This is a genomic window from Myxococcus hansupus (genome assembly GCF_000280925.3).
Classification (GTDB): domain Bacteria; phylum Myxococcota; class Myxococcia; order Myxococcales; family Myxococcaceae; genus Myxococcus; species Myxococcus hansupus.
Map to the genome: position 1 here is coordinate 2,938,877 of NZ_CP012109.1, position 18,168 is coordinate 2,957,044.

The window sequence follows — 18,168 nt, forward strand, 5'->3', positions numbered from 1 at the left end:
GATGAACGGTGTTCACCGAACGGTGTTCATAAACCACTCGCTGTTTGGGAAGGGGAGCCGGAGATGGGCACGGTCGCGTTGTTCGGTGCCTCGGGCGCCATTGGGCGCAGCGTCGCGCAGGCGCTGCGGGGGCAGGGGAGGGCGTACCGGGTGGTGGGGCGCTCCACGGGTTCGCTCCAGCGGGAGTTCGGCGCCGACCCCCAGGCCGAAATCGCCACCTGGAACCCCGAGGACCCGGATTCCATCCGCGCCGCGGCCCGGGGCGTCCAGACGCTCGTCTACCTGGTCGGCTTGCCGTACTGGCAGTTCCGCCTCCATCCCCAGTTGATGAAGCGCACTCTCGACGCCGCCATCGCCGAGGGCGTGGAGCGCATCGTCTTCATCGCCAGCGTGTACCCCTACGGCCGGCCGCGCACGGACATCGTCAACGAGTCCCACCCGCGCGTGCCGCACACTTTCAAGGGCCGCATGCGCAAGGAGCAGGAGGAGCTGCTGCTCGCGGCGGACAAGGCGGGCTCCATCCAGGTCTCCATCCTCCGCCTGCCGGACTTCTACGGCCCCGGCGTGGAGAGCAGCTTCCTCCACCGCCCCTTCGTCGCCGCGTCACAGGGCAAGCGCGCCCAGCTCATTGGCCCCATCGATACGCCCCACGAGTTCGTCTACGTGCCCGACGTGGGCCCCACCGTGACGGCGCTCATGGACGCGCCGGATGCCTATGGCCGCTTCTGGAACCTCGGCGGCGCGGGCGTCACCACCCAGAAGGCCCTGGTGGAGGACATCTACGCCCAGGCCGGCCACCCCGCGAAGTACACGGTGCTGGGGCCGGGGATGGTGCGCCTCATCGGCCTCTTCAACCCATTCATGCGGGAGCTGCCGGAGATGCACTACCTGCACACCACGCCCGTCATCATGGACGACTCGGCGCTGCGCTCGCTGCTGGGTGACATCCGCAAGACGCCCTACCGCGAGGGCATCCGCCAGACGCTGGCCGCGCTCAGTCCAGCCCCCGTTGCCACAGGTCATCCTCATCCAGTCCCATGAGGTGACCGACCTCGTGCATCACGGTGATGCCAATCTGCTCGATGAGCTCCTCGCGGCTGCGGGCGAAGCGCTCCAGGTTCTTCTGGTAGAGCACGATGGACGCCGGGACGTGGTCGAACGCGTTCGTCACGCTGCGCTCGCCCACCGCCAGGCCGCGGAACACCCCGAGGATGCTCGGTGACAGGGGCGGGTCCTCCGCCAGCAGGTCCTCGTCCGCCGGCAGGTCCTCCACCGCGATGGTGACGTTGTCCAGGTACTGCTTCGCGTGGCGGGGCAGGGCCTTCACCGCGTCCTCCACCGCCCGGTCGAACTCCGCCTCGCCCAGCTCCACCGGCGGGAAGAACTCCTTGGGCGCCAGGGCCTGCGCCTTGGCGAACCGGCGCTGGGCCTCCTTCGCGTCGCCGCGGCGCTCCGCCATCAGCCCCAGGTACTGGTGCGCCCAGGCCTCGTCGGGCGCCTCCGTCAGCACCTTGTCCAAGGCCGCCTTCGCCTCGTCGAAGCGGCACAGCTCGAAGAGGGCGAAGCCCCGCTCCACCTGCGCGTCCGGGGAGCTCGGCAGGTGCCCCAGGGCCGCGTCCAGGCTCTCCAGGGCCGCGCGGCACTCGCCCACCTGGTTCAGCCCCATGCCCTCCAACACGAGGAACTCATAGAGGACCTCCACGTCGCCGGCCTTCTGGGCCAGGCGCTTGCCCTTCGCGCAGAAGCCCAGGCCTTCCTCCACGGCCTCCCGGTCCTCGCCCGCGCGGCAGATGAGGCAGTCCGCCGTGTCCAGGAGCACCTCCAGGTCCTCGGGGGCCACCCGCAGCGCGGCGCCAAAGGCCCGGCCCGCCTCCTCCAGCCGGCCCAGCTCCATCAGGGCGGTGGCGCGCAGGTGCAGCGCGTCGAGGTTGTCTCGGGACTGGGTCAGGACGCGGTCGGCGGCGGCCAGGGCCGCGTCGAAATCCCCCGCCTCGAAGGCCTGTGCCGCGGCGTCCAGCGCCTCCATCCCGCCCACCCCCGTTCGCTTCGACGTCCGCGTCCCCATGGGGCCGCGACATATGAAGCCGTGCACTTCGTTGTCAACGCCGCGTGCGGCTGTTACGTTCCGTCGCCCGTCCAGGTACGGCGCTCGGTCCCGTGAACATCCTTGTCGTCGACGACGATCTCGAACTCTGCACGATGCTCTCTCGCTTCTTGGAGATGCATGGGTTCACGGTCTACTCGGCGTCCGACGCGCTGCAGGCGCTCGACGTGCTGGAGCGCAACCAGGTCAGCATGGTCATCACCGACTACGTGATGCCCCATATGGACGGCATCCAGTTCACGGAGATGCTGAAGGCCGACCCGCGCTTCCAGAGCGTCCCGGTGCTGCTGATGACGGGCAGCGAGGACGGCTCGGTGACGGACCGGGGCCTGCGCAAGGGCGTGGCCCTGACGCTCCACAAGCCCTTGGACATGGGGCAGCTCCTCACCCTGGTCCGCTTCGCGCAGTAGCCCACGGCGCCCGGCCCGCCAGGGCGCCCGGGGCCGTCCGCTCGCCTACACGGCCACCCTTCCTGGTTGACATCGTTTGCCCGGCCCTTATGTTGGCGCTCGCCATGGCCGAGTGCTAACGGCCAGCGTCGTATCAGTATAATCCCCCAATGAATTCAGGAGGTTGCGATGGCAGCGAAGGAGATTTTCTTCCATCAGTCCGCGCGTGAGGCCATCCTGCGCGGCGTCCGCATCCTGTCGGACGCGGTCGCGGTGACCCTCGGCCCCAAGGGCCGCAACGTGGTCATCGAGAAGAGCTTCGGCTCCCCCACGATCACCAAGGACGGCGTCACCGTCGCCAAGGAGATCGACCTCGAGAACAAGTTCGAGAACATGGGCGCGCAGATGGTGAAGGAGGTCGCGTCCAAGACCTCCGACAAGGCCGGCGACGGCACCACCACCGCCACGGTGCTGGCGCGCGCCATCTATGAGGAGGGCCTCAAGCTGGTGGCCGCCGGGCACAGCCCGATGGACCTCAAGCGCGGCATCGACAAGGCCGTCGAGGTCGTCGTGGGCGAGCTGCGGACCCTGTCCAAGCCCACCGCCGACAAGAAGGCCATCACCCAGGTGGGCACCATCTCCGCCAACGGTGATGAGACCATCGGCGTCATCATCGCGGACGCGATGGAGAAGGTCGGCAAGGAGGGCGTCATCACCGTCGAGGAGGCGAAGGGCCTCGAGACGACGCTCGACGTGGTCGAGGGCATGCAGTTCGACCGCGGCTACGTGTCCCCGTACTTCGTGACCAACCGCGAGCGGATGGAGGCCGTCCTGGACGACCCCTACATCCTCATCAGCGAGAAGAAGGTCTCGTCGATGCAGGACATGATTCCGCTGCTCGAGCAGGTGGCCCGCTCCGGCAAGCCGTTGATCATCATCGCCGACGACATCGAGGGCGAGGCCCTGGCCACGCTGGTGGTCAACAAGATCCGCGGCGTGCTGAACGTGTGCGCGGTGAAGGCCCCCGGCTTTGGTGACCGCCGCAAGGAGATGCTGCAGGACATCGCCGTCCTCACGGGCGGCACGGTGGTCAGCGAGGACCTCGGTCACAAGTTCGAGACCCTGGCGCTGACCGACCTGGGCCGCGCCAAGCGCGTCACGGTGGACAAGGACAACACCACCATCGTGGACGGCGTGGGCACGCGGGAGACCATCGAGGGTCGCATCAAGCTCATCCGCACCCAGATTGACTCCGTCACCAGCGACTACGACCGCGAGAAGCTCCAGGAGCGTCTGGCGAAGCTCGTGGGCGGCGTGGCCGTCATCAACGTCGGCGCGGCGACCGAGACGGAGATGAAGGAGAAGAAGGCCCGCGTCGAGGACGCGCTGCACGCGACCCGCGCGGCCGTCGAAGAGGGCATCGTCCCTGGCGGCGGCGTGGCCTACCTCCGCGCGCTGCCCGCGCTGGAGAAGCTGAAGCTGGGCGGCGAGCAGGACTTCGGCGTGGCCATCATCCTCCGTGCGCTCCAGGAGCCGCTGCGGAAGATTGCCTCCAACGCCGGCGTCGAGGGCGCCGTGGTCATCAACAAGGTTCGCGAGGGCACCGGCGCATTCGGCTACAACGCCCGCACGGAGACCTACGAGGACCTGGAGAAGGCGGGCGTCATCGACCCGACGAAGGTCGAGCGCACCGCGCTGCAGAACGCCGCGTCCGTCGCCTCGCTGCTGCTGACCACCGAGGCCATGGTCGCCGAGCGCCCGAAGGGCAAGGCCAAGGGCGGCGGTGCCGGCGCCGGCATGCCGGACTACGGCGGCGACGACATGGACTACTGAGTTCCTCCGGAGGGCTCGGGACCCGATGAGGGCCCGAGCCGTCTGGGACTCGGTGGTGAGCGGCCCCGGTTGCCTCTTCGCGAGGCGCCGGGGCCGTTGTCGTTTCAGGGGCCTCGCGGCTGGGCGCACGGCACGGGGGCGCTGGGCTTGCGCCGCAGGAGGCTCCGCTCGGGCCTCAACGCCCTTCAGGGGATGCGGCCGACAATGCGTCTCGCCTGCGTGGGGGGCAGGTTGGTGGGGCACACTGCACGCGGGGGCTGAGCGTGCTCCGCAAGAGGCTCCGCTCTTGCCTCACCGCCCTTCAGGGGATGCGGCCGACAGTGCCGCCGGTGCCGCTCTCCTGAGAGGTGTAGAGCAGGGTGGTTCCGTCCACCAGCAGGCCGCCGGGGCCCACGCCTTCCGGGCCCACGGGTTCAACGGCGCCGTCCGTACACGTGTTCACGCGGCGCAGGAAGTCCGTGCCGCCCGTGCTGACGTCCTTGAAGTACAGCGTCCCGTTCAGCTCCACGGGAAACACGGGCCCTTGGAGCCCGGAGGCAAGGACTTCCGCTGGCCCGCCGACTCGCGGCATCCGCAAGACGCGGCCGTTGCCGCCGCCTCCCTCGGTGATGAGGAAATGCGTGGAGGTGGCCTCCAACGAGGTGCCCGCCGTGATGCTGCCGTCCAGGTGTCTCGCCGGCTCGCCCCCGTTCAGCGGCACGCTGTAGAGGCCGGGGTTCTCTCCCGCGCCGACCAGGAACCACACCTGTTCGCCCAACACCCGCGCGCCGCGAACCTGGGTGTTGCCCGTCCCCGCGAACAGCTCACGGCGGTTGCCGCCCGACACGTCCACGCGCACCAGCCGACGGTGCGCCGTCGCGATGACCAACACGTCCCGGCCCTCGAAGCGCGCGGGCAGGATTTCCGTGCCGCCGATGGTGACGTTGTTCAGCGTGGCATCCAGGGGCCTCGCGTCCCTCGCGCCCGTCGCCTTGTCCACCCGCCACAGCCCATCCAAATCGAGCACGTAGAGGGAGTCCGACGTCACCGCGATGGCGTCCGGCGCCCGGAAGCCCGCGGCCACGGGCACCGCTTCACCCCCACCACGGGGCAGCCGGAGCACACGTCCGGGCCCTGGCTGCGGCTGCTGGGGATTCAGTGAATGCGATTCGGAGATGTAGAGGTCCGTCGCGTCCGCGGCGAGCCGGCGCGGCGTGTTCAACCCGGTGACGAGCAGGGTGCCGGGGCCCGCCGCCAATGGCGCACAGCCCGCGTCTCCACCTCCCGCGTCATCGTCGCCCGAACCGGCGTCCGCACCGGGCCCCGCGTCCGGTCCGCCCGGCTCGGGGGGCTTGTCCGAAGAGCAGGCCACACCGAGCAACAGGACGGACAGGAGCGCGAGTCTCATGCTTTCTCTCGTTTGAAGGCGCGGTTCAGCTCCCGGCTGAGCGCCGAGGCATCGGACATCAGCTTCGGCAGGCACGCGGCGGCGCCTGCTCGCAAGGACTCTAGCGCCGTCTCCATGGTGAGGTGTTCGGCCAGCACGACGAAAGGCGCGCCCTGGGCCAGCGCCTTGCCCAGCTCCAGCGCCTTGCGTCCGTAGGCGGGCCCGAAGTCCCAGCTCACCACCACGCCCGCGGGGGGCTCCAGCGCGGCCAGCTCGGTGGAGTTCAACACCCGCGCCTCCAGACCCACCATGGCCAGGGCGTTGGCGATTTGCGCCGCCGTCACCGGGTTGTCCTCCAGCACGTCCACGCGCCGCATCGCCGGGTTCGCGCTCACCGCGGCGGGGACGGGCTTGTGGGCGAGCGTGTGGCGCAGCAGCGTGCGCACCTCGCGGATGTCGTCGAAGGGCTTGAGCAGGTAGTCCACCACGCCCAGCTCCAACGCCTGCTGCGTCGTCACCAGCGAGGGGTAGCCCGTCATCAGGATGACGCGCGAGTCCGTCTGCAGCCGCCGCGCCTGCTGCGCCAGCTCCAGGCCAGACATGCCGGGCAGGTTCTTGTCGGTGACGATGAGGTCCACCGGGGCCTCGTGCAGCAGGTCCAGCGCCTCCTCGCCGGTGGCCGCCTCGATGACCTCGCACTCCTTGCCCATCAGGTCCCGGAAGACCATGCGGATGATGATTTCGTCATCCACCACCAAGAGCCGCTGCTTCCGCGTGGCCGGCACGTCCGTGGCGGGGAAGAGCACCCGGAACACGGTGGCCGGAGGGGGCACGTCGCGCAGCACGGTGGGCGGGGCCAGCTCGAGGTGCGCGTGGTGCTCCCGGGCGATGCGCTGGCACACCGAGAGGCCCAGGCCGGTGCCGCGTTTGTTGGCGGTGACGTACGGCTCGAAGATGCGGGCGCGCAGCTCCTCGGGGATGCCGGGACCCCAGTCCGCCACATAGAGGGCAGGGGTGGTGCCCTCCATCGTGAGCACCACCTTCACCCGTCCGCGCCCGGACATCGCGTCCCGGGCGTTGTTGAGCAGGTTCAGCGTGAGCTGCTCGATGAGCCGTGCGTTTCCCTGGATGGTGATGTCATCAGGGGCATCGACCTCCAGGGAGATGCGGGACGAGTCCGGGTTGATACTGAAATGTTTCGCCGCCGCCCAGATGGGGGCCGCCAGGGAGAGGCGTTGCTGGGAGGCCGGGCGCTCGCTCGACAGGCGGATGAAGTCGGAGACGATTTGTTCCATCCGCTCCACTTGCGCCAACAGCAGGCGCAGGGGGCCGGGGTTGGCGCCGTCCTCCGCGAGGAGCTGTGCGTAGGCCTTCACGCCGAGCAGGGGCTGCCGCAGCTCGTGCAGCACCTCCGCCGCGAGCTGTGAGGACTGGGTACCCGCACGTTGAAATGCCGCCGCCGCTGTTCGCGCGGCCGTCAGGTCCCCTGCCTCCACGGCCTGGAGCAGTTGGGCGAGCGGCGCGGGTATTTCCATGTGACGAGCATGACGGAGGCAACCGCTTGTACGCAACGCACCTGGAGGGAATCCGTTGACCGGGGCCGTCCCGGCGCGGATGCTGGCCAGCGACTTCTGCAAACTGTCCGGAAAACCGGACGCCGCCACCGGCCTCGGGAGGGCCTCCATGCCGCAGACCAACCCGTTCCACTCGTTGGTTCCCCGGAAGATGACGGACTCCGAGCTGGCCCGTTCCATCCGTCTCAACATCGAGGCGGAGCTGGACGCCATCAACCTCTACGCCGCTCACATCGACGCGACGGACAACGAGGACGCGAAGGCCATCCTCCAGCACGTCATGGACGAGGAGCGTGAGCACGCGGCGCTGTTCTGGGAGCTCATCGCCCGGCTCGACCCCGAGCAGGCCGCGCACGCGAAGGAGGCGGTGGAGAAGTACCGGCTGATCACGTCCGGTGCGTCTCACGAGGCCGTCGAGGCCGTGGGCAAGGAGGGCGCCGAGCCCGCAGCGGCAGCCGACGTCACCCCGCAGAAGCGCCTCACGGTGGGCAGCCTCCGGCGGTAGGCGCGCTCTCGCGGCGCCTCAAGTGAGGCGCCGCGGAGACAGACGGCTACGACGGCGTGTTGGCCAGCCGCCGCTCGGCCGGTAAGGCCTCCAGGTCGTTGGCCGCCATGTAGACGACGTTCCGAGTCCCTCGCTTGCCGCGATACATGGCCCGGTCCGACAGGTCCAAGAGCGTGGCCTTGTCCTGGGCATGTTCGGGGAAGCTGGCCACGCCGATACATGTGGTGAGCTTGAGTGACAGCCCTTCCCGCGCCAGGAAGTTGTGTGTCTCCATGGTGCGCCGGATGCGCTCGGCCACCTTGAGCGCGCCGCCCGAATCGGTGTTGCGCAGCACCACCACGTATTCGTCCCCGCCGTAGCGCGCGACGACGTCGTGGTCTCTCACGCAGCCCTTCACCACCCGCGCCGCCTCCACCAACACCTTGGAGCCCACGAGGTGCCCGTGCGTGTCGTTGATGGACTTGAAGTGGTCCAGGTCCAGGAAGAGCAGGCTGAAGGTGCGCTGCGACTGGAGCGAGTCCTGGACCTCTCGGTCCACCACCAGGTGCAGGTAGCGCGTGTTGAACAGGCGGGTGAGGTCGTCGACGTAGGCCAGGTCCTCGACCGCCGCGAAGCGCCCGAGGTTGCGCAGGGCCAGCGCCCAGTTGCGCACCAGGAAGCTGGCCGTCTCGCCTGTCCACTCGGCCGCCGGTCCCCCGAAGAAGAGCACCGCGTGGCCCAGCACCGCGTCCCCCTCCAAGGCGGGGAACGCCACGGCGCGAGGGAAGGGCGCGTCCAGCCCGTCCAGCTCGCGCGGGGCGCGTGCGTCCGCGAGGCGCTCGATGAGCGTCTCCGTGAGCGGTGCCTCCAGGGCGGAGGGCAGGCCGCTCGTCCCGTGGCGCCGCAGCGCGAAGGCGGAGTCGCGCTCCAACAGCACCACCGCGCTGGCGGAGGCCATCGTCTGGAGCGCACTGGCGGTGGCCACGGCCAGCTTCTCGCGGTCCAGGGTGGTGGCGATGCGCTGCCCCGCCTCCAGCATGGCCACGTGCCGGCGCAGCGAGGCGTTCTCCTGCATCAGGTCGCGCGTGGTGAGGGCCCGGCGCACGGCGTGCTGGAGGGCCTCCGGGGCCACGGGCTTGACCAGGTACTCGGCCGCGCCGCTCTTGATGGCGCGTACCGCCGGGTCGACTTTTTCCAGCCCGGTGATGACCACCACCTCCACGCCGGGGTGCCGCTCCCGCACGTACCGGAGGACCTCCATGCCGTCGCCACCGGGGAGGATGAGGTCCGTCACCACCGCGTCGAAGCGATCTCCGGCGAGTGCTTCCTTCGCTTCCTGCAGCGTGCCCACCGCCGTGACGGCGTGTCCCACGGCGGTGAGGTAGTCGCCGTACAGGGTGCGGGCGATCTTTTCGTCGTCGACGAGGAGGATTCGCGCCATCTCCCATCGGCTTAGCATCAACACCTGGAACGCTGCTAGGGTCGCGCCCCGTGTCCCCCTTCGAAAGCGGCCGTCGGCTCTGCCTTCTCGTGGAGGCCGGGGAAACCCGCTACGCCGTGGAAGCAACGTCTGTCATGGAAGTGGCGATGCCGGGCGCCAATGGCAGCAGCCTGCGGGGTGTGCTGGAGGTGAAGGACCTCTGCGCGCTGCTCGGCGGCCCCTCGGAGGAAGGGCAGGGGATGGTGGTGGTGCTGGACGTGAGCCCCACGCTGGCGGTGCGTGTCCGCTCCGTGGTGGAGGTCGCGGACGTGGCGCGCGCGCCGTTCTTCCTGCTGCCGCCGGGGCTGGCGGACTCGCTGGCGCCGCTGAGCCGGGGCGCGGTGCTGCACAAGTCGCGGCTGTACCTGGAGCTCATCGCGGAGGCGCTGCCACACCGGGTCGGCGCCATGTCGGCGGCGGTGCCCCAGCGGCCGGTGCACTGGGCGGAGGCGGCGCCGGACCGGGCGCTCGTCTTCGAATCCCAGGGGCGGTTCTTCGGCGTCCCGCTGGGCCTGGTGTCCCAGGTCATCGCGCGGGGCGAGGCCTTCAGCGTGCTTCCGGTGCAGAGCGGACCGGTGGCCGGTATCTTTCCGCATGACCAGGTGCTGTGGCCCGTGTGCTCCGTCCCGGCGTTGCTGGGGGAGGCGGCCTTGCCAGAAGCTTTCATCGTCCTTACCGAACTGGCCGGCAGGAACGTGGGGCTGACGGCCACGCGGGTGCTCGGCGTCCTGCAACGTTTCGAGCCAGACGACACCGCGGGGAGCTTCCGCGCTCCGGGCTTGACCGAGCCCGTGTCCTTCCTGGATCTGCAACGCATGTTTTCTTGATCGTCCCAGAGGGCAACTCGTAAGCTGCCCCGCTTGTCAGACTGCCGCGACTCAACCCTCGTGGCGGGAATCACCAACGAATTCAGGGGAGTGGATGCTCCCCGAGGCCCGAACCGATGCCCAAGAATCTGCTGGTCGCCGATGACTCGCTCACCATCCGCAAGGTGATCGGGATGATCTTCGCGACCGAGGACTTTCAGGTGACCGCGGTGGACAACGGGCTGGACGCAATCTCTCGCACCCGCGAGCTGCGTCCGGACGTCGTGCTCGCGGACGTCATGATGCCGGGCAAGAGCGGCTACGAGGTCTGCGAGGCCCTGAAGAACGACCCGGCCACCCAGGGCATCCCGGTGATGCTGCTGGCCGGCACGTTCGAGGCCTTCGACGAGAACCGCGCCCGGGCCGCTCGCGCGGACGACCACGTCACCAAGCCCTTCGAGAGCCAGGTGCTGCTCGACAAGGTGAAGGCGCTGGTGGGCCAGAAGTCCAACACGATGCCCGCCTCCTTCGCCACGCAGGTGCGCCCGCCGTCGGCCCAGCCCGCCGCGCCCGCGCCGCAGCCTGTCGCCGCCGCGCCCCAGCCCCCGGTCCTCGCGCCGGGCCGCCGCCGGGCGCGCGTCCGGGTGTTCCGCCGGGGCCGGGCATGCCGCGTCCTCCGGGGCCGGGCGTGCCGCCGCCGGGTGCGCGTCCGCCGGGGCCTGGGATGCCGCCGGGCATGGCGCGTCCGCCGGGGCCTGGGATGCCGCCGGGTGCTCCTCCGGGTGCGCGTCCGCCGGGGCCTGGGATGCCGCCGGGCATGGCGCGTCCGCCGGGGCCTGGGATGCCGCCGGGTGCCCGTCCTCCCGGGCCTGGGATGCCGCCGGGTGCCCGTCCGGGCGTGCCGCCTCCGCCGGGTGGCCACCCGGGTCTGCCGCCGCGTCCTGGCATGCCGCCGGGGCCGGGCGCCGTCGCCCGTCCGGGCGTGCCGCCTCCGCCGGGTGGTCCCGCGCCGGGCGGCCTCCCGCGTCCTCCGGCAGGCGCGCCGCTGCCGCCTCCGAGCGCCGCGCCGCAGCCCGCGGCCCGCGGCCGTGACCCGTTCGGCCTGGGCGCGTCCACCGCGGCCCAGCCGTCCATCAGCATCGAGGACTCCCTGCCGGAGCAGAGCGAGGCGGAGGAGATCTCCCTCGACGTGACCACCCCGGCGCCCGTCGCGGCCAGGCCGGCGAGCCCTCGTGCGCCCGCCGCGGATGGTGGCGAGGCCCTGCTGCGTGAGGCGCTTTCGAAGGCGTCCCGCGAGGTCATCGAGAAGATTGCATGGGAAGTGGTCCCGCAGCTCGCGGAGACCATCATCCGAGAGGAGCTCGAGCGGCTCATCAAGGACCGAGAGACCCAGCACTGAGGCGCCTGGCGCCGTAACCTCCCTCTAGACCTTCCGCCGGCCCCGGTCTCCGGGGCCGGCCGTTTTCAATGACCGATACCACTGAACTTTCGAAGGCCTACGAGCCCACCGAGGTCGAGGCTCGCCGCTATGCGTTCTGGTTGGAGCGCAACTACTTCCGCGCGGAGGCGCCTTCCGACAAGCCGCCGTTCTCCATCGTGCTGCCGCCGCCCAACGTCACGGGCAGCCTGCACATCGGTCACGCGCTGACGGCCACCATCCAGGACATCCTCACCCGCTGGAAGCGGATGAGCGGCTTCAATGCCCTGTGGCTCCCCGGCACGGACCACGCCGGCATCGCCACCCAGATGGTGGTGGAGAAGGAGCTGAAGAAGACGGAGGGCAAGAGCCGGCACGACCTGGGCCGCGAGGCCTTCCTGGAGCGCGTCTGGGAGTGGAAGGGCAAGTTCGGCGCCCGCATCGGTGAGCAGCACCGGTTCCTGGGCGCGTCCCTGGACTGGAGCCGCGAGCGCTTCACCATGGACGCGCAGTCCTCCGCCGCGGTGCGCGAGGTCTTCGTCCGGCTGCACGAGCAGGGCCTGATGTACCGGGCCCAGAAGCTCATCAACTGGTGCCCCTCGTGCCGCACGGCGCTCAGCGACCTGGAGGTCGAGCACGAGGAGAAGAACGGCTCCATCTGGCACATCCGGTATCCGGTCAAGGACTCCGACCGCACGCTCACCGTGGCCACCACGCGCCCGGAGACGATGCTGGGCGACACCGCCGTCGCCGTGCACCCGGAGGACGAGCGCTACCAGGACCTGATTGGCAAGCACGTGGTGCTGCCGCTCAGTGGCCGTGAGATTCCCATCATCGCGGACGGCGAGCTGGTGGATCCGAAGTTCGGCACCGGCGTGGTGAAGGTGACGCCCGCGCACGACTTCAACGACTACCAGACGGGCCTGCGTCACAAGCTGCCGATGCTGTCCATCCTGGACGAAGCGGCGCGGATGACGAAGGAGACCGGCAAGTACGCCGGCCTGGACCGCTTCGAGGCGCGCAAGCAGGTGCTGGCGGACCTCCAGGAGCAGGGCCTGCTGGAGAAGGAAGAGCCGCACAAGCTGTCCGTGGGCACGTGTCAGCGCAGCGCCACGGTGGTGGAGCCGCGCCTGTCGCCGCAGTGGTTCGTGAAGATTGAACCGCTGGCGAAGCCGGCCATCGAGGCGGTGGAGCAGGGCCGCACGAAGTTTGTCCCGGAGTCGTGGACGAACACGTACTTCCACTGGATGCGCAACATCCACGACTGGTGCGTCAGCCGCCAGCTCTGGTGGGGCCACCAGATTCCCGCGTACTACTGCACCGCGTGCAGCCCGCGTCTGGGTGACGACACGGACCTGCCGCTGGACGCCGCGACGGTGAAGGTGGGCGGCGTGGACTTCGCGCGCGCGGAGCCCATCGTCGCGCGTGAGCAGCCCACGTCCTGCCCCAAGTGCGGCGGGTCGACGTTCATCCAGGACCCGGACGTGCTGGACACGTGGTTCTCGTCCGCGCTGTGGCCGTTCTCCACGCTGGGCTGGCCGCGCAACACGCCGGAGCTGCAGACCTTCTACCCGACGTCCGTCATGGAGACGGGCCACGACATCATCTTCTTCTGGGTCTCCCGGATGATGATGATGGGCCTGCACTTCATGAACGATGTGCCCTTCCGCACCGTGTACCTGCACGCGATGGTGCGCGACGAGAAGGGCGAGAAGATGTCCAAGACGAAGGGGAACGTCATCGACCCCTTGGACGTCATCCTCGGCGCCACCGCGGACAAGCTCGCGCCCACGCTGAAGAACAAGTTCCCGCAGGGCATGCCGGCGTTCGGCGCGGACGCGCTGCGCTTCACGCTCGCGTCGCTCACGCAGCAGGGCCGGGACATCAAGCTGTCCATGGACCGGCTCGGTGGCTACAAGGCCTTCTGCAACAAGCTGTGGAACGCCAGCCGCTTCGCCCTGATGAACATGGGCGAGTTCACGCTGGACGCGCGCCCGCTGAAGGAGCGTTCGCTGACGCTGGCGGACCGCTGGATTCTGTCCCGGCTCCAGCGCGCCACCACCGAGGCCCGCGCCTCGCTGGAGACCTTCGGCTTCGCCGAGGCCGCCTCCACGCTGTACCAGTTCCTGTGGGCCGAGTTCTGCGACTGGTACATCGAGCTGGCGAAGGGCGCGCTGTACGGCACGGACGACGTGGCGAAGGACTCCACGCGCGCGGTGCTCGTCTACTCGCTGGACCGCATCCTGCGGCTGCTCCACCCGTTCATGCCGTTCATCACCGAGGAGATCTGGCAGAAGCTGCCGATGCCCCGTCCGGTGGACAGCATCATGATTGCCTCGTACCCGGAGCCGGAGGCGGACCTGCTGGACGAGGCCGCCGAGGCGGAGATGGCCCCGGTCATCGCCTCCATCGAGGGCCTGCGCACCATCCGTGGTGAGAGCAACCTGTCGCCCGCCACCAAGGTGAAGGCCGTGGTGCAGAGCCCGGACGCTCGCACCCGCGAGCTGCTGGAGCGCTGGCGCGCGTACCTGATGCCGCTGGCCGGCCTGTCCGACGTCGAGATTGGCGCGCCGGGGACCAAGCCTCCGCAGGCCGCGGCCTTCGTGGGCACGAACCTGGAAATCTACGTTCCGCTGGCGGGGCTCATCGACCTCGACGCGGAGCGCGAGCGCCTGCGCAAGGAGATCGCTCGCACCGAGCAGGAGGCCGCCGGTGTGCTGCGCAAGCTGGAGAATCCCAACTTCGTGGCCAAGGCGCCCCCGGACGTGGTCGAGAAGGACCGCGCCCGCGTGGAGGAGTTGAAGGAGCGCGCGGCCAAGCTTCAGGACCATCTGCAGCGCATTGCCCCGGAGCCCGCCATGCCCGCAGCGCCGCCGACCGAGACCGTTCCCCCGACCGAGGCTGAGATCGCGACTGAAGCCGACATCGCGACCGAGGCTGACGTCGTGACCGAGGAGCCCACCACGCCGCCCGAGGGGGCTCCATTAGAGGTGGAGGCGCCGCCCGCGGCCGAGGCGGGCACCGAGTACGAGACGCTCGCCGAGTCCACCGAGGAGGAGGAGGACGCCGCCGCTCCGGCCGAGGTGAAGGCCACTCCGGACGCGGAAGAGGAAGGGAGCGTCGACCTGGCGGAGGAGCTCAAGGACGAGCTCGAGGCCGCGGGCGGTGCGCCGGAGGTCGCGGATCCTCAGGTGCAGGACGCGCTGGCGAAGCTTCGCGCGGGGACCAAGGAAGGTCTGTCTCCCGCTGACCACCATGACCTCGGCGTGGCGTACATGAGCATGGGGCTGGTCGACGACGCGATGCGCGAGTTCAACACCGCGCGCGCTGGCGGTGATGCTCGCGAGGTTCCGGGCATGACCGAGGCCGCGGAGGAGACCGAGTCCGAGCCGTCGGTGGCGTCCACCGCGAAGGCCGTGGTGAAGGCCGCCCTTGCTGCCGTGAAGAAGGCTTCGTCCATCGCGAAGGACACGGTGGTGGAGGCCGTCTCGGGTTCCGATGAGGAGTCCACCGCTCCGGTCAGCAAGGCTCCCGCGAAGAAGGCGGGTGGCAAGAAGGCCTCGGCCAAGAAGGCGGCTGTGACCACCGCTCCGGCCAAGGCGGCGGGCTCGAAGGGCTCGGCCAAGGCTGCGGGTTCGAAGGGCTCGGCCAAGGCTGCGGGTGCGAAGGGCTCGGCCAAGGCGGCGGGTTCGAAGGCCCAGGCGGCGGGTTCGAAGGGCACTGCCAAGGCCGCAGGCGCGAAGGGCTCGGCCAAGGCGGCGGGTTCCAAGGCCAAGGCGGCGGGCACGAAGGGCACTGCCAAGAAGGCCTCGGCCAAGGCGGCGGGCGCGAAGGGCACTGCCAAGAAGGCCCCAGCCAAGTCGGCGGGCGTGAAGGGCTCCGCCAAGAAGTCGGCGGGCGCGAAGGGCGCTGCGAAGAAGGCCGCTGCGAAGAAGTCGGCCGCGAAGAAGGCCCCGGCCAAGACCGCGGCGAAGAAGGGTGCTGCTGCCGCCAAGAAGCCGGCGGTGAAGAAGGCCGCGGGCCGCAAGGCTCCGGCGAAGAAGGCCCCCGCCAAGAAGGCGGCGGCGAAAAAAACCACCCGGGCAAAACCCACGGCGCGGGCCAAGACCCGGCGGTAGCAGGAGGAGACGTGCAGCAGCAGGATTACCTCGACCGGCTCATCGCGCTCGCTCTCGATGAGGACCTGGGGGCGGCGGGTGACGTCACCTCGCAGGCCCTCATTCCTCCTGACTACGAGGGCAGCGCGGAGTTGGTCGCCAAGGAACAGTTGGTGCTCGCGGGCCTGGATGCCTTCGTCCGCGTCTTCAAGACGGTCGACCCGAACGTCGAGGTGGAAGTGCTCCGCCGCGACGGTCAGGAGATCAAACCGAAGATGGTCGCCGCGCGGTGTCACGGCCGGATGCGCTCGCTGCTCGCGGCGGAGCGCACCGCGCTCAACATCGTGCAGCGGGCGGCGGGCATCGCGACGCTGGCTCAGCAGGCGATGACGTCGGTGCGCGGCTCCAAGCTGCGCGTCCTGGACACGCGCAAGACGCCGCCAGGCATGCGCACCGTGGCCAAGGACGCCGTTCGCATGGGCGGCGCGTCCAACCACCGCTTCGGCCTCTTCGATGGCGTCCTCATCAAGGACAACCACATCGCCGCGGTGGGGGGCTCCATCGCGGAGGCGCTGCGCCGCGCGAAGCTCAACGGCCCCCGGCTGTGCAAGATTGAAATCGAGGTCACCAACCTCAAGCAGTTGGCCGAGGCGCTCGAGCACGGCGCCGACGTGGTGATGCTCGACAACATGGACGACGCGCAGATTCGCGAGGCCGTGAAGCTGACGGCCGGCCGCGTGCCGCTCGAGGTCTCCGGTGGCGTCACGCTGGACCGGCTGCCCCGGTTGGCGAAGCTGGGCATCGACTTCGTGTCCATGGGCGCGCTGACGCACTCGGCGCGGGCCATGGACCTGTCGCTGGAAATCTCCGCCGCCGCCAAGCGGCCCGCGCGCGCCAAGCAGGCGAAGCCGGCGTAGCGCGCGAATCGGGGGAGGCGCCTGGCCCAGGCGCCTCGCTCACTTCCCGGTGAGCACCTCAAAGCGCGGCTTGCCCTCCGCGGAGGCGGGCATCCCCATCTCCAGCAGCGCGGACAGGGTGGGCGCGAAGTCCACGGGGTCAATCTCCTCGAAGTAGGTCCCCGGCTTGATGCCCTTGCCCGCGAACACCATGGGCACCTGGGCATCGTAGGCGTACGGCGTGCCGTGGCTGGTGCCCGCGTCGCTGCCGTAGAGCAGGTGGAAGGGGCGCACCATGAAGAGCACGTCCCCGCTGCGGCCCGCGAAGTAGCTCTTGCGCATGCGCGGCAGGTAGCCCGCGATGTCCGGTGACGTGAAGAGGTCATCGCTCGCGACGGCCATCACCACCGCCGGTTGCTTCGCCATCCAGGCCGCCGCGGCTCGCCGCACCGCTGCATCCACCGCGCCGCCCTGGTGCGTCTTGCCGCCCAGGTACACGTCCAACTGCTCGAGCGTGGCCGTCACGTCGCCCCCGAACTGTTGGCTCAGGGCCTGCGTCAGTCCCATCGCCAGCTCCGTGGGGTTCACCCGCTTCGCCGGCAGGCCCGTGGCCGCCCACTGCTCCGGGGCCGCCGCGCCGCCGTGGTCCGCGGACAGCGCGATGACCAGGTTCCCCCGGCCTCCCGCGGCGCGCTCGGCGGCGGCGATGAGCTGCCCCATCGCCCGGTCCAACCGCAGCAGCGTGTCCTGCATCTCCCACGAGTACGGGCCGAACTCATGGAAGACGAGGTCCGTTCCGCTGAAGCTCACCGCGAGCAGGTCGGGCACGTCGTCCTTGCCCAGGCCCTCGCCGGCGATGGCCGCCTTGGCCGCCTCCACCAGAAAGTCATGGGAGTCCGGCGACAGCGCGAACGCCGAATAGAAGGTGGGCCCCGGGGAGGGCAGCCCGCCGTCCAGCGGGTGCGGGAAGGTGCGGCCCAGCCCGTAGACATCCGCCTCGGCGGGGCCTTCGTCCTCGCCCACGTACTCCGAGGCGGGCCGCATCAGCTCCCACTTCTTGCCGAAGGAGGCCTCGGGGAGCTTGCGCGCGTTGAGCGCCTTCACCCATTCGGGGAACTCCTTCGTGTACCAGGTGCCGGTGACGAACTTGCCCACCGTCTTGTTGAACCACCACGCCTGGCCCGCGCGGCCCGCCAGGGGGATGGCGGCGTGGGACTTGATGGACAGCGCCACCGCCTTGCCACGCTCCTGCGTCGCCACCCGCAGGCGGTCCGCCAGCGTCTCCGCCTGGATGTGGGCGGGGCCCGCGTCCTGGCCCGGCGTCTGCGGCACCTCCAGCACCGGGTGGGCGTCATCCGCGAAGGCGAGCACGCGCGTCATCGTGGAGCGGTCCACCCACCGGTTGTCCACGATGCCGTGACGCCACGGGTTGGCGCCCGTGGACAGCGTGGTGTGGCCCGGGGCGGTGCGGCATTCGGCGTAGCCGTAGCGCGCATAAGGAAAGTACGCGCCCTGGGCGAGGAGCTGGCCCAGGCCCCCCTTCAACCGGTGCCGGTTGCGCAGCAGCACGTCGCTGCTGAGCGCGTCCACGCTGATGACGAGCGTGAGCCGGGGAGGGCGGGCAAGAGCGGGCAGGGCGGTCAGCGCCACGGCGAGGACGAATGCGCGAATCATTGGGACGAGAACCATCTCTGGCGAGATGGTGAGAAGCAACCAACAACG

General features: G+C 70.0%; 12 protein-coding genes and 1 pseudogene. 8 read left to right on the forward strand and 5 right to left on the reverse strand.

Translation table 11 applies throughout. The annotated features are described in order from the left end of the window. Positions 1–63: 63 nt before the first annotated feature. Positions 64–1,041 (forward strand): NAD-dependent epimerase/dehydratase family protein, encoded by a 978-nt coding sequence (locus A176_RS11700; protein WP_002639465.1) that lies wholly within the window; start codon positions 64–66, stop codon positions 1,039–1,041. On the opposite strand, the gene A176_RS11705 is transcribed toward A176_RS11700, so the two are convergent. Then, positions 995–2,065, reverse strand: a complete 1,071-nt coding sequence (locus tag A176_RS11705) for a metallopeptidase family protein (RefSeq protein WP_044889064.1) — start codon at positions 2,063–2,065, stop codon at positions 995–997. The genes A176_RS11700 and A176_RS11705 overlap by 47 nt on opposite strands. Positions 2,066–2,157: 92 nt before the next feature. Between A176_RS11705 and A176_RS11710 the strand changes: the two genes are divergently transcribed. Together A176_RS11710 and groL are read left to right on the forward strand one after the other, a co-directional pair. Then, positions 2,158–2,514, forward strand: a complete 357-nt coding sequence (locus A176_RS11710; protein WP_002639463.1) for a response regulator — start codon at positions 2,158–2,160, stop codon at positions 2,512–2,514. A gap of 168 nt (positions 2,515–2,682) precedes the next feature. Further along, positions 2,683–4,326, forward strand: coding sequence for a chaperonin GroEL (gene groL, locus A176_RS11715; RefSeq protein WP_002639462.1), 1,644 nt, complete (start codon positions 2,683–2,685; stop codon positions 4,324–4,326). A gap of 301 nt (positions 4,327–4,627) precedes the next feature. Here the strand turns inward: groL and sinM are convergent, their stop codons facing one another. After that, positions 4,628–5,713, reverse strand: coding sequence for a signal integration modulator SinM (gene sinM, locus A176_RS11720; protein WP_002639461.1), 1,086 nt, complete (start codon positions 5,711–5,713; stop codon positions 4,628–4,630). Next, positions 5,710–7,227, reverse strand: coding sequence for a hybrid histidine protein kinase/response regulator SinK (gene sinK / locus A176_RS11725; RefSeq protein WP_002639460.1), 1,518 nt, complete (start codon positions 7,225–7,227; stop codon positions 5,710–5,712). Before sinK ends, sinM begins: the two co-directional genes overlap by 4 nt. A gap of 148 nt (positions 7,228–7,375) precedes the next feature. On the opposite strand from sinK, the gene encC reads away from it, so the two are divergent. Continuing rightward, positions 7,376–7,771 (forward strand): encapsulin nanocompartment cargo protein EncC, encoded by a 396-nt coding sequence (encC, locus tag A176_RS11730; RefSeq protein WP_002639459.1) that lies wholly within the window; start codon positions 7,376–7,378, stop codon positions 7,769–7,771. Positions 7,772–7,817: 46 nt separating this feature from the next. Here the strand turns inward: encC and A176_RS11735 are convergent, their stop codons facing one another. Continuing rightward, entirely contained in the window at positions 7,818–9,191 is a 1,374-nt protein-coding gene (locus tag A176_RS11735; RefSeq protein ID WP_002639458.1) for a GGDEF domain-containing response regulator, read from the reverse strand. A gap of 50 nt (positions 9,192–9,241) precedes the next feature. On the opposite strand from A176_RS11735, the gene A176_RS11740 reads away from it, so the two are divergent. The 4 genes and pseudogenes from A176_RS11740 to nadC all read left to right on the forward strand — a co-directional run bounded on the left by A176_RS11740 (position 9,242) and on the right by nadC (position 16,467). Further along, entirely contained in the window at positions 9,242–10,057 is an 816-nt protein-coding gene (locus tag A176_RS11740; RefSeq protein ID WP_044889065.1) for a chemotaxis protein CheW, read from the forward strand. Positions 10,058–10,173: 116 nt separating this feature from the next. Continuing rightward, positions 10,174–11,435, forward strand: a pseudogene (locus tag A176_RS11745) (response regulator). A 68-nt stretch (positions 11,436–11,503) separates the two neighbouring features. Beyond that, positions 11,504–15,571 carry a valine--tRNA ligase gene (locus A176_RS11750; protein ID WP_002639455.1) on the forward strand — a complete coding sequence of 1,356 codons (4,068 nt, stop codon included), beginning with the start codon at positions 11,504–11,506 and terminating at the stop codon, positions 15,569–15,571. Positions 15,572–15,582: 11 nt separating this feature from the next. After that, positions 15,583–16,467, forward strand: coding sequence for a carboxylating nicotinate-nucleotide diphosphorylase (nadC, locus tag A176_RS11755; protein WP_002639454.1), 885 nt, complete (start codon positions 15,583–15,585; stop codon positions 16,465–16,467). Positions 16,468–16,506: 39 nt separating this feature from the next. Here nadC and A176_RS11760 read toward each other — a convergent pair whose 3' ends face one another. Further along, on the reverse strand, positions 16,507–18,120 hold the full coding sequence (locus A176_RS11760; protein WP_002639453.1) for an alkaline phosphatase family protein: 1,614 nt from the start codon (positions 18,118–18,120) through the stop codon (positions 16,507–16,509). Between the last annotated feature and the right edge of the window lie 48 nt (positions 18,121–18,168).

What these genes read in the sequence shown, in the direction of transcription:
- groL (WP_002639462.1), top strand. Translation starts at nt 2,683, where the DNA reads ATGGCAGCGAAGGAGATTTTCTTCCATCAGTCCGCGCGTGAGGCCATC.
- sinK (WP_002639460.1), bottom strand. Translation starts at nt 7,227, where the DNA reads ATGGAAATACCCGCGCCGCTCGCCCAACTGCTCCAGGCCGTGGAGGCA.
- encC (WP_002639459.1), top strand. Translation starts at nt 7,376, where the DNA reads ATGCCGCAGACCAACCCGTTCCACTCGTTGGTTCCCCGGAAGATGACG.
- A176_RS11735 (WP_002639458.1), bottom strand. Translation starts at nt 9,191, where the DNA reads ATGGCGCGAATCCTCCTCGTCGACGACGAAAAGATCGCCCGCACCCTG.
- A176_RS11760 (WP_002639453.1), bottom strand. Translation starts at nt 18,120, where the DNA reads ATGATTCGCGCATTCGTCCTCGCCGTGGCGCTGACCGCCCTGCCCGCT.
- A176_RS11700 (WP_002639465.1), top strand. Translation starts at nt 64, where the DNA reads ATGGGCACGGTCGCGTTGTTCGGTGCCTCGGGCGCCATTGGGCGCAGC.
- A176_RS11750 (WP_002639455.1), top strand. Translation starts at nt 11,504, where the DNA reads ATGACCGATACCACTGAACTTTCGAAGGCCTACGAGCCCACCGAGGTC.
- sinM (WP_002639461.1), bottom strand. Translation starts at nt 5,713, where the DNA reads ATGAGACTCGCGCTCCTGTCCGTCCTGTTGCTCGGTGTGGCCTGCTCT.
- A176_RS11705 (WP_044889064.1), bottom strand. Translation starts at nt 2,065, where the DNA reads ATGGGGACGCGGACGTCGAAGCGAACGGGGGTGGGCGGGATGGAGGCG.